Annotated in this window: 15 protein-coding genes and 2 pseudogenes; 8 read left to right on the top strand and 9 right to left on the bottom strand. The window is 43.5% G+C overall.

Annotation, left to right across the window (positions count from 1 at the left end):
• The 7 genes and pseudogenes from PX482_RS05040 to PX482_RS05010 form a co-directional block, all read left to right on the top strand.
• A partial coding sequence (locus tag PX482_RS05040; RefSeq protein WP_288122153.1) for a hypothetical protein occupies positions 1-311 on the top strand: 311 nt, incomplete at its 5' end.
• A 96-nt stretch (positions 312-407) separates the two neighbouring features.
• Positions 408-1,037: a DUF1294 domain-containing protein gene (locus tag PX482_RS05035; RefSeq protein ID WP_002761869.1), complete on the top strand. Its 630-nt coding sequence runs from the start codon at positions 408-410 to the stop codon at positions 1,035-1,037.
• Positions 1,038-1,357: 320 nt separating this feature from the next.
• Positions 1,358-1,600, top strand: coding sequence for a DUF433 domain-containing protein (locus PX482_RS05030; protein WP_002761871.1), 243 nt, complete (start codon positions 1,358-1,360; stop codon positions 1,598-1,600).
• Positions 1,601-1,743: 143 nt separating this feature from the next.
• Positions 1,744-2,217, top strand: a pseudogene (locus PX482_RS05025) (type II toxin-antitoxin system VapC family toxin).
• Between the two features lie 2 nt (positions 2,218-2,219).
• The gene (locus PX482_RS05020) at positions 2,220-2,447 is read left to right on the top strand and encodes a hypothetical protein (RefSeq protein ID WP_016516182.1); all 228 of its coding nucleotides are present in this window, start codon (positions 2,220-2,222) and stop codon (positions 2,445-2,447) included.
• A gap of 399 nt (positions 2,448-2,846) precedes the next feature.
• Positions 2,847-3,866, top strand: a complete 1,020-nt coding sequence (locus PX482_RS05015) for a ParA family protein (RefSeq protein WP_288095609.1) — start codon at positions 2,847-2,849, stop codon at positions 3,864-3,866.
• A 221-nt stretch (positions 3,867-4,087) separates the two neighbouring features.
• On the top strand, positions 4,088-4,363 hold the full coding sequence (locus PX482_RS05010; RefSeq protein WP_288095611.1) for a hypothetical protein: 276 nt from the start codon (positions 4,088-4,090) through the stop codon (positions 4,361-4,363).
• A gap of 543 nt (positions 4,364-4,906) precedes the next feature.
• Here the strand turns inward: PX482_RS05010 and PX482_RS05005 are convergent.
• Positions 4,907-5,905 (bottom strand): adenosine kinase, encoded by a 999-nt coding sequence (locus tag PX482_RS05005; RefSeq protein ID WP_288122151.1) that lies wholly within the window; start codon positions 5,903-5,905, stop codon positions 4,907-4,909.
• Positions 5,906-6,069: 164 nt separating this feature from the next.
• On the bottom strand, positions 6,070-6,282 hold the full coding sequence (gene isiD / locus PX482_RS05000) for a protein IsiD (protein ID WP_002732311.1): 213 nt from the start codon (positions 6,280-6,282) through the stop codon (positions 6,070-6,072).
• Positions 6,283-6,519: 237 nt separating this feature from the next.
• Between isiD and PX482_RS04995 the strand changes: the two genes are divergently transcribed.
• Complete coding sequence (locus PX482_RS04995; protein WP_002761884.1) at positions 6,520-7,296, top strand: SDR family NAD(P)-dependent oxidoreductase; 777 nt, start codon at positions 6,520-6,522, stop codon at positions 7,294-7,296.
• Between the two features lie 375 nt (positions 7,297-7,671).
• On the opposite strand, the gene PX482_RS04990 is transcribed toward PX482_RS04995, so the two are convergent.
• From PX482_RS04990 to PX482_RS04960, 7 genes and pseudogenes are all read right to left on the bottom strand, one after another.
• On the bottom strand, positions 7,672-8,358 hold the full coding sequence (locus tag PX482_RS04990) for a helix-hairpin-helix domain-containing protein (protein ID WP_288056340.1): 687 nt from the start codon (positions 8,356-8,358) through the stop codon (positions 7,672-7,674).
• 6 nt (positions 8,359-8,364) lie between these two features.
• Positions 8,365-8,718, bottom strand: coding sequence for an NINE protein (locus PX482_RS04985; protein ID WP_288095953.1), 354 nt, complete (start codon positions 8,716-8,718; stop codon positions 8,365-8,367).
• Entirely contained in the window at positions 8,715-8,927 is a 213-nt protein-coding gene (locus tag PX482_RS04980) for a hypothetical protein (protein WP_002761887.1), read from the bottom strand. Before PX482_RS04980 ends, PX482_RS04985 begins: the two co-directional genes overlap by 4 nt.
• Positions 8,928-8,981: 54 nt before the next feature.
• Positions 8,982-9,263, bottom strand: a complete 282-nt coding sequence (locus PX482_RS04975) for a DUF2470 domain-containing protein (RefSeq protein ID WP_002761888.1) — start codon at positions 9,261-9,263, stop codon at positions 8,982-8,984.
• Positions 9,256-9,459 (bottom strand): precorrin-6A/cobalt-precorrin-6A reductase, encoded by a 204-nt coding sequence (locus tag PX482_RS04970; protein ID WP_288024236.1) that lies wholly within the window; start codon positions 9,457-9,459, stop codon positions 9,256-9,258. The genes PX482_RS04975 and PX482_RS04970 overlap by 8 nt, the downstream gene beginning before the upstream one ends.
• A 197-nt stretch (positions 9,460-9,656) precedes the next feature.
• Positions 9,657-10,190 (bottom strand): hypothetical protein, encoded by a 534-nt coding sequence (locus tag PX482_RS04965; RefSeq protein WP_002761892.1) that lies wholly within the window; start codon positions 10,188-10,190, stop codon positions 9,657-9,659.
• Between the two features lie 771 nt (positions 10,191-10,961).
• A pseudogene (locus PX482_RS04960) lies at positions 10,962-11,177 on the bottom strand (hypothetical protein); the annotation flags it as partial.

Raw genomic sequence — 11,177 nt, 5'->3', positions numbered from 1 at the left:
TCCAACTTGAAAAACCCGCTCCCTTCTCCCCCACTGCTGTAACAAAAAACAACTATCCCCCGATAGCGATCGCTAAAGGTCGAATAATTGTAAATTTTTGTCAATGGGTGCGGTCAGATCGAAGAATCATCGCTAGAATGAGCCTAATTGTCAGGAATTTAGTTAAACAAGGTTTTTGGCAATATGCTAATCTGGCTAACACGCTTTTGGGCGTGATATGGGAAAAAGTTCTGGCAATCGCACCTAAATGGAGTGATATACCGAAAGTTGAACCATATCGTTGCCTCAGAGAGTTTTATGCAGAAAGTTGACCTATAATATGTAGTTGGGCTGCTTCGTTTTTTGATTGTGGCTGTCCTTGAAGATGATTTGTTAGAACCACAAAGTTTTCGTTATTGAGATTTTTTATGCAATCCGGTCTCCGCAGTGGAAAGCTTACAAAATGGAAAGATGAGCGTGGATTTGGTTTTATTCAACCCGTTGATGGGAGTCAAGAAGTTTTTTTGCATATTTCTGAAGTTAAAGATGCAACCCGTCGTCCACAAGAAAACGACACGATTTATTACCACTGCATAGTTGACTCAGATGGCAAAGTTCGAGCTTACAACGCATTTATTCTGGGAGCAAGAAACAAGTCAGAACCTTCAAGTAGTCGAACTAAACCCTCTGATGCCATCATTTCAAGCTTTCCGATAGTTGAGGTAGTTCTGTTGTCGCTTCTGCCTTTGTTTGGAGCTATTCATTTTACATGGACGACACGCAATCCCATTCCACTGATTCTTTATCCCGTAATGAGTTTAGTGACTTACGCTCTATACGCAGATGATAAATCTCGTGCTAAACGAAAGGATTGGCGAACTTCTGAACAAACGCTACATCTGTGTGAACTTGCAGGTGGATGGTTGGGCGGGTTTATTGCCCAGCGAATATTGCGCCATAAAGGTCAGAAAAAGTCTTATCAAGTCACTTTTTGGGCGATCGTGATCCTTCATTATGTTGTATGGCTGTTTTGGCTGTTTTCGGGAGGAACGCTATGAGGTATTGCGATTCTAAAAGCATCAGTGCGATGCCGAAGGCACTGCGTAGCAGTACGCATCTCTTGTAGGGTGCGTTCCCTAATGCAAGTCCCACTGCTCCAGCGATCGATTTTTGGGGAACGCACCATGCCCATTGATTGAAGTTGTGGGTTTAAGTGTGGTGTGGGCTAATCTGACTAACAGGCTTTTGGACGTGATATAAAGATAGTATGGGTGACGGTTTATCTGATGACGGAAAATGGATATGTGGAGGATGTCTTTCAAGCATTGCTTACCCCCGCTAAAGGTTAAAATGATCATGAAGAAATAGAATTACTTTAATGAAACTAGATCGTATTACGAGCAATCCAAACCGTATGAATGGGCAACCCTGCATCCGTAATCTTCGCCTTACGGTTCGTCGAGTGATTGAGCTACTGGCAACTTATCCCGATCGAGCAGAATTACATCAAGAGTTTCCGGAACTGGAGGATGAAGATATTCGACAAGCCCTAATTTTTGCCTCTTCTTACTTGGATGATCGCATCATTGAACTTCCTAATCGCTATGAAGCTGTTGCTTGATCAGGGACTACCGCTTTCTGCGGCAACTTTATGCTGACAAGAATATTTCACGTACAAGGTTGGGTTGACGACTGTTACCCAACACCCTCAGAACCAAGATTAAATGCGGTAGGATAGGCATTGGATAGATTTTCTAGATTGCCGTGAGCGAAACCGTCTATATTGAAACCAGTATCTTAGGCTATCTTACTGCTCGACCCAGCAGAGATATTGTTGTGGCCGCAAATATTGAGGTGACGAAGGAGTGGTGGAATACACGTCGCGGCGATTTTCAACTTTACTCATCCCAAGCGGTCGTGAAAGAAACCTCACAAGGTGATGTTGTGATCGCATCTCAACGACTATAAATCCTTGCTAATCTATCTTTACTCGACTTGAACCAAGCTGTGCTAGATTTAGCAGAGCAATTTTTGGAACGCAGCAACCTTCCCGCAAAAGCTGATATTGATGCTGTTCATATCGCCGCCGCAACCGTTCACGGCATGGATTACCTGCTCACCTGGAATTGCAAGCACATCGCCAATGCTCAAATTCAGGGAAAGTTGGCAGAGATCAGCCTTGATTTTGGCTACGAGTTGCCAATTCTTTGTACACCCTATGAACTTCTCGGAGGTTGATTATGTTTCAGGATGAGATTGTGGAAGAGATCCACAAAATTCGTGAAGAGTACTCTCGGTCATTCAATCATGACTTGAAAGCCATCTTTGCTGATTTGCAAAAGCAACAAGCTGAAAGTGGCAGAGAAGTTGTAACCTTATCTCGAAAACACGGTCTAACAACACGTTGGAGCGGACGAGCGAGAGATATTGATAGTGGTGCAAAGGATATTAGCCGCCGCTCAACTTAGCCGTTATACTGAATCGGTTTTTAATAGCATGATTAACCCCCAATCCAACTTGAAAAACCCGCTCCCTTCTCCCCACTGCTGTAACAAAAAACAACTATCCCCCGATAGCGATCGCTAAAGGTCGAATAATTGTAAATTTTTGTCAAGGGGTGCGGTCAGACAGAGGAATCATCGCTAGAATGAGCCTAATTGTCAGGAATTTAGTTAACCAAGGTTTTTGGCAATATGCTAATCTGGCTAAGACGCTTTTGGGGTTGATATAGGGAAAAGTTCCGGCAATCGCGCCTAAATGGGGTGATATACACAAGGTTGACCTATATCGTTACTCTGGAGAGTTTTACGCAGAAAGTTGACCTATAATATGTAGTTGGTTCTATCATTTAGAAAATTGGAGAATAAATGAAAAAATATTCATTCTGGAACAATAAAGGTGGTACAGGAAAGACAAGTTTGGCATTTCAAGCTGTCACGATGTTTGCAGAAAATAATACAGACAAACGTATTTTAGTTATTGACCTTTGTCCTCAAGGGAACTTGTCTGAATTATTATTAGGCGGCCTTACTGGCTCTGGAAGCAAAAATCTCAACTCGTTACATAACAACCAGCCGAGGAAAAGTGTTGGGGGTTATTTTCAGGAAAGATTACCATCACCATATGCAATGCCACAGATAAATCATGATAATTTCATATCTAATCCAACCCACTTTAACAAGAGTATCCCTGTCAATATTGACCTTTTGGCTGGTGATGCTTTGGTTGAATTACAGTCAAACGCAATTACAACATTAGCTAATACCCAAATCCCTGGGACAAACACATGGTTAAAAGTAATCGACTGGGCCAATGATTTTGTTGCATTGGTTGCTGATAATTATGACTTTCTTTTTATTGATGCTAATCCAAGTTTTTCTATTTACACTCAAATTGCTTTGGCAGCAACCGATTCAATGATTTTACCTGTTATGGCGGATGATTCTTCCAGAAGAGCAGTGCAAAATGCCTTTGCATTAGTTCAGGGAATAAATTTACCTTCTCCAATTTATCAACAACATAACTTTTCATCCCAACTTCAAGCTGCTGGTCGAAGTGCCCCGAAATTCCATTTATTCCCTAAAAATAGACTAACGCAATATATGGGGCCTGCATCGGCCTATTTTGCCGTACTAACAGAAATTGACACAATGATTGGCTCAATTCTACAGACGGATCCAAATGTTGTGACGTTTACTACCCTTGCTGATGCTGTGGTCGATATTCGAGATTTTCAGACAACAGGCGTAGTTGCTTTTGCCCAAGGGTTGCCATTTTCAAAAATGTCGTCTGGAATCTATAAGCTTCCAGGACGAGAGGTACAAGTCCGTGCAGATTACCTTGACAATTGTATTAAGGCCATGAAGACTCTGGTTGCAAAACTTTAGATCGCCGATCTTGTAGTGCGATCGCCGATCTTGTAGGGTGCGTTCCCTAATGCAAGTCCCACTGCTCCAGCGATCGATTTTGGGGAACGCACCATGCCCATTGATTGAAGCTGTGGGTTTAAGTGCGATGCCGCTCTTGTAGGCCCAGTTGGAGAATGTTAGCGAAGATTCCCGATGTTTAGGTTAAAATAGAGGGCAAAAGTTGCCACAGGGTCAAGCCAATGACAGTTCGACAACCCCGCTACAGCAAAGAAGAATTCCCTCGACGTGGTAATGAGATTTATGAATCTCAGGTACGTTCTCAAGTGGAGGAGGGAAATCAGGGGAGAATTGTGGCGATCGACATCGAAACTGGAGCGTTTGAGCTTGCCGACGATACGATTACTGCTACCGATCATCTCTATGAGCGTGTCCCTGATGCTCAACCTTGGGTGATTCGGATTGGACATAGAGCCGTCTTCCGTTTTGGCAGTCGCAGTCAGAGAAAGCCCTTATGATGTTGTGTGGGGATGGGTCTTTTGTATGGCTTTAAACTTCAGATTGAGGCAGTGGAAGGTGGGCGCGTTACAATTAAAGCGCTATGACTCAGCCAAAGTTATCGGTGAAGACGGTCTAACTTTACCGTTATACTGAATCGGTTTTTAATAGCATGATTAACCCCCAATCCAACTTGAAAAACCCGCTCCCTTCTCCCCGCCCTCCTATACCTTTTAAACAGGATTTAGTATGACTATCTAGGGTTTGCTGAATAAGTACGGGCGAAGCATTCGGATAGAAAATCTACGTTTTCACCGATAGGTTATTGCCCGAATGCTTCGCCCCTACAGGACGCGGGCCGATGAAGACGCAAGGTTTTGAACGACGATTCTCTCAAAATCTTGCACCTGTTTCGCGAGAAAAGCTCCAAAACCCTTACTTTGCCTACATTTCAAATTTATTCAGCAAACCCTATCTAAATTACTGGTTAAGACTGTCTATGAGCAGGGAGCAGGGAGAAAAAACCTGACTCCCGATGACTGAAAGCTGATCACTGACAAAACCTATCCCAAAACGATCAAATCGCGCAGGGATTGAATTTCCTCGGTTTGTAAACGCGCCCCAAAAGTAGAAACCACCCGGGCAGCCGCTAGAGAAGCGAGATTTCCCGCTCCTTTGTAACCCATACCGTGGGTAATACCGTAGAGAAAAGCCCCCGCGTACATATCCCCCGCACCGACGGTATCGATCGCCTGTACGGGATGGGGGTCAATTTCCAGGAGATTTTCGCCATCATAGATCAAAGAACCACTGGCACCCCGGGTGATAGCGAATCCTTTGGCAATGGTTTTAAAATAGGCGATCGCTGACTCGATTTCCTCGCTGCCAGAAATAGTCAAAGCTTCCGACTCATTAGCGAAAACGAAATCTAACCCCGTTCCGATCATTTCCAGTAATCCCTCCCGGAAGAAGATCGCCATATTGGGATCCGACAGGGATAAAGCGGTTTTGACTCCAGCAGCCTGAGCAATTTCTCGCCCTTTAATAGCGGCAGCTTTGGCAGTGGGAGAGGTGACGAGATAACCTTCGAGATAGAGATAATCGGCATTAATGATCGCTGAAGGGACTAATTCCCGTTCGGAAATTTCCCCGGTGATGCCGAGAAAAGTATTCATGGTGCGATCGGCATCGGGAGTGACGAACACTAGACATTTTCCCGTGATTCCCACCTCTTTTTCGCCGCCGTGTTCATTGGTATGCAAACCACAGGCCCGCAGATCTTGCAGATAAAACTTACCTAATTCGTCATTACCCACTTTACAGGAATAGAAACCTCTACCCCCCAACTGAGCGATCGCTACTAGGGTATTCGCCGCCGATCCGCCACCGCTGCGTTTACAATCAAGAGCCAATTTTTCCATCAACTGGGTTTGACGATTTTCGTCCACCAGCGTCATCACTCCTTTATCGATGCCCAATTCTTGCAGTAATTCAGGAGAGACTTGAAATTCCATATCGACGAGCGCGTTACCGATCCCATAAACGTTGTATTGTTTGCCCATAATTTAGTCGATCGCCTAAAAATACTTTGTTATTGATAGTAGGGAAATAAGGAGCAAAAAGCTAGGGGCTTTTTTCAGCCAGAGAATACCATAATCAAAAATAATGGGTGTGCTAGTCTCACACCCCCAGTAATTTTTGTTAAGTTTTGTTTAACTAAGCAACCTTAAGCCTCATCGTAGGCTTCTAGATCCAACAGATAAAGATAAGGTTCGGCTAATTCCTGCCTTTGAAAAGCGATCGCTCGCAACAGATGCCAATCCCGCAAAGCCTCGAAGGGGTTACTATACTCATCTTTTTCTAGTCGTTCGGCCAAAGAAGCAATATCAGCGGCGGTATACTTGGCAATATCTTGATCAGTGAAGCTTATAACTGTCATTTCTGCACCTCCCTCGACCTTTGTTCTATTTCTAGCCTAACATATATTCTGAGTTGAAAAAATGCCTTCCCCGCCAAGTTAAGAACTGTAAATGGAAGGGTAAGCTAAACGGCTTTTACTTCGGATCACCGATATAGACTCCAAAAGGGTTATAGCTATTGGATCATGCAGGTTAAGCGCCGTTTAGCTTAATTGTGGTACAATTCCAGCAAAAAAGCTATTTTTGATTGATCTTCTATGAAAACAGCCCTCATTACCGGTGCTTCCACTGGTATCGGTGTCGTCTTTGCCCGTCAACTTGCCCAACGGCAAATGGAGCTAATTTTAGTCGCTAGATCCAGAGATAAACTAGAACAATTAGCGGCGGAATTGGGGGAACAATACGGGGTAAAAGTGACAGTTATCGTTCAAGATCTGACCGTTGCCGGGGCGGGAAAGCTAGTATATGATACGGTGAACCAAAAAGGAATCAACGTCGATTTACTGGTAAATAATGCTGGTTTTGGTGATTATGGCGCTTTTAGCGAGCGGGATTTAGCCCGACAGTTAGAAATGATCCAGTTAAATAATCTGGTATTGGTGGAATTAAGCCACTATTTTCTCCGTCCCATGCTTGCCGGCACTGGGGGGGCAATTATCAATGTTGCTTCCATTGCCGGGTTTCAACCGCTGCCCTATCTTTCCGTCTATGCGGCGACAAAAGCCTTTGTCCTCAGCTTTAGCGAGTCTCTCTGGGCAGAAAATAAAGACAAAGGCGTTGAAATCCTCGCTCTTTGCCCCGGTCCGACGGAATCGAATTTTTTTGAGGTGGCCCGATTTCCCAGTGCCTTTATGGGCAAAAACGGCCGGTTAGATTCGGCGGAAGTGGTGGTACAAGAGGCTTTAACCGCCTTGGCAAATAAGCACCCCAACGTGGTAGCCGGTAAATTGGCTAATAAAATTATCGTCAATCTGCCCCGTTTTTTACCTAGAAGTTGGATCGTGTCTTTGCTAGAAAAGCAATTCAAGCTCTAACTAGGGTCTGCTGAAAAAGTTTGTTGGTGGGGGCAGGGTGTGGGGTGTGGGGTGTGGGGTGTAGGGTTTTACCGATTTTGAGGTAGTCAGTTACCTAAAATTCAGGGAAAAAGTCCCTGAATTTTACCCCCGATCACTCTAATGGTCGGCACTTTTTGAAAGAAAAAAAGTCTAAAAGCCTTATCCAACAAGGTTTTTAGATTTATTCAGCAAACTATAACTAGAATAAAGGCTCTTCTCGACTTTGTGTGATAATTTTTGCTTATGAAATCGTGAAATGTTTACTGGGAAAGACTTTTAGGACTATTTGGTTAAATAAACTATCAGTATAGACCTCGTTTCCACACAGAAACCAGAAGAGCCGAATAAAGCGAATTAGAGCAATTGCTGATAGGATTTTAAGGGAATACCTGTACGGTTTCTCACTTCAATGGCCGAACGATAGACACCGTTTTTTTCTCTTTCGGCGACAATTTTATCAGCCACGGAAAAGTCAAGACCAAGATTGACTAATTCCGCAACGGAGTAGTAGTTTAAACAACGCCAAGAAACGTCAACTTCTTGGCGAATATCGTAGGCAAAGATAACTAAAGGTTCTAATTTTTTCAGATAATTTTCTGGTAAACCAGCTAGGAAGTGTAATTCTTCTAAATGGGTAAAAATATGTCCTTCGTTACGGACAGAAACGATATCATTGGCATAGACAATCGGCAACCCTAATTTATAAACCAGATCGTTGGTGGAACAACTGTTAATATCAATTTTTTCGAGAGGAGAGAATGACTGTCTAGAATTGGTTCTATTTGCCGAAGCTATTGGATGGGAATTAAGCTGTTGACGGATGTATAAACCCAGTCCGATTTGGGCAAACCAAATTACGATAAAAGACTCTTGTGTAAGGAAAATAAGGGAGATAATTGTCAAGGCAATGCCGACGGATAACCAACTTTGGTTATTGGTTTTTTTGCCAGCATTAGCAATGGCAAGCCCACCAAAAACTGGGACTAAGGACAGCCAGATCCACTCAGAAGATTCGGGAGGACGAGGAGAGAGATTAGACATATTTTTTCAAAGAGAATCTAAATATTTTCTGCGTTTTTCTTCGTATTCTTCAGCAGTAATAATTCCCTGATCGTAAAGCTTTTTAAGCTGGAGTAAAGTAGCGGTTTTTTGCTGGGCTGATTCTGGCAGTCCTCGCTCTCTACTGCTGGGGAGATAGTTAGGATTGTATTTAGCATCAAAAGCTTGATCTGACATGATGATTAAACCAATAAATTCAAAAAAAGCAATGATGCCAGGGATAAAAGTCCAGAAGAAAAGTAGATAGAGAACACCTGCCAAATTCTCCCCTAGATAAAACTTATGGATGCCAAGATAACCAAGAAAAAAGGCTAGTAAAGCCGCTATAGTTCTATTTCTCATAATTTTTGAGATTTCCCTAATTTAGCCAAAAGAAAGTATAAAACCACGATGCCTGTCTGTAATTCCAAGAGAGTAATATAACCCTTAACTAGATAATTTAATTCTAGGGAGGAATTAAAGGCAAAAACTAGCACACCCAAGACTAAAAAAGGCAGTAAACGCCAGCCAGACTTGGGTATTTTTATTCCCGTACTGTTAACCTGATTCATGGGCTAATTCTCTAGGTTGGTCTTTTTCGGTGATAGTCGCAAAATCGGGCTTTGTCAAGGGGTGGTTTGATTAACTTTTAGCATCTCAACGAGGATATTATGGGCATCCTTGGCTGATTCTAGGGTGCGCTCAAAAGGTATTCTAATTGTTTGACTCTCCCCTAATTTTTCTACGGCTAAATCCATGCCTTCGGGATCGATGGAGAGCATTTGAGCGGTTTCTGCATCGGTAATATTACCGTAAACTTGAGCGTAGAAAAGCACGGCCTCACCGTGATCTTTGTTCATGTGTTTACAGATGCGATCGCTAATGGCGGGAGTGATAGTTTCAGACATAATATTCCCGAAAAAAATCGATAATAAGGTGGGGACGGATAAAAGCCAGTTCAAATGGGGGGATATTAGCTAGGGTAGCGTAATTAATCGCTAATTGCCAGATAATTTGGGCGTGAGGATGGCGGGTATCAATAATAAGTTTAATATTATTTTCTTGACAAAAAGCTTTAATTGTGCATTGATCTAATTGTCCCACTTATGGTCAATCGGGATAGAGAGTAAGCTCCAGGGCTGCCCGTGCAGTTAAATTGCCTGTTGAGATGAGACAAGAGGCAACAGTAAAGGGATGGGAGAGACTCAGCTAATCTAAGGATAGGGGGTTAAAATGCCTCTTAGCTTAAAACCCCACACTCTGTCCCCACCAACAAACTTTTTCAGTACACCCTATATATTTTATCGTTCACAACCGACAACAGAAGCGGTGTAGGTATTACCAATGTGCTGAATACCATTGACAAAAAGATTGACTAGAAAAGGTTGATCATTTGCCCGTACTGTGGCAGTAATTGTTAAGGGTTTATCGGGTTCGATTCGTACTCCATTAGTATTAAAAAATTCCTCGTTAGTTTGATCGCTATACTTGAGAAACAGCCGGATATCAAAGGAAGCAGCCTGGGGGACAGAAACCGTAACGATAAACCTCTGAAAACTTCTACCCCCCGGAACTGCCCAATCGGTATTCCAATTATTACGAGTTATCGTGACACCGAAAGGACCTGGAACAGTGGGTTGTGAGACAGTTTTCGTAACTTCACTACCTTCACCGCCTAATAGAGAAAGTGGCCGACAATTTTGCGCCGCTGCCGGTAGATGTAAGCTTAATAATACCGCCGATAGACCTAAGTAGAAAAGCACGGCATCACCGTGATCTTTGTTCCTGTGTTTACAGATGCGATCGCTAATGGCGGGAGTGATAGTTTCAGACATAAGATTCTGGAAAAAAATCGATGATAAGGTGGGGACGGATAAAAGCCAGTTCTAAATCGAGGCCAATGGGGGGGGATATTAGTTATAGTAGCCTAATTAATCGCTAATTGCCAGATAATTTGAGCTTGGGGATGGCAGACATCATTAACGAAGGCAGGGGGCGGTCGGCCGTTTTTGTAACGGGGATTTATGCCCCGCTCCCAAAACTTTTCGCCTTAAGGCGAGGTTTTAGACCCGATTTTTTCGATAACAGAGTTTACCCACAGATGGTGGAATTAAACCGATGCTCTGGGGTTGACCCTTCGGCTTCGCTCAGGGTCATTGATATTCTGGTCGGATTTCATCCCCCGCAAAGGTGAGTATCTTGTCGAAAAATCTAGCGGGGGCATTCATTCGACATTTTAGGTAAGATGCAGGGCTGCCCGCGCAGTTAAATTGCTTGTTTAGATGAAACAAGAGGCAACAGTAAAGGGATGGGGAGAGATTCAGCTAATCGGATAGGCGATTAAAATGCCTCTTAGCTTAAAACCCCACACCCGTTCGGACCTCGGCGTGAGACTTCGGTGTGAGACTTCGGCGTGAGCTTTTGTCGAACGCTCAGTAGTTGGCGTTGTCAGATCAGAATATGAAAGATGCAATGCAATCCTTGCTATCAAAGTAATTTCAGTTCCGGTGCTGATTCGGATGATCTTTCAATTTGACAACGCCTTTCCACCTCTTCGACCCCATCTTGCTCCCAAAAATGAGCGGACGATGAGTTAAGACTCTTCCTCACTCTTGATGGCAGGACAAATTGACATCCTCGCCGCCGTAAAACGGACGGCGATTCCCAAACCTCACGATTTGGGTTTCTGCTTGGGGTCCCGAAGGATTTTTCGCACCTGCCTTAACAGATTTACTCTGTTCTGGTCTTATGGTCGCTCTACAGACTGACACCGCAAGCCCTGCGGCCAAAATATTTGGCTCTTCGGTTTGTGTTATGCAATG

The sequence above is a fragment of the Microcystis sp. M53602_WE12 genome, assembly GCF_030065455.1.
In the GTDB taxonomy this organism is placed as follows: Bacteria; Cyanobacteriota; Cyanobacteriia; order Cyanobacteriales; family Microcystaceae; genus Microcystis; species Microcystis aeruginosa.
Note: the sequence above shows the minus strand (reverse complement) of the source record. Positions and strands in the feature narration are given on the sequence as shown.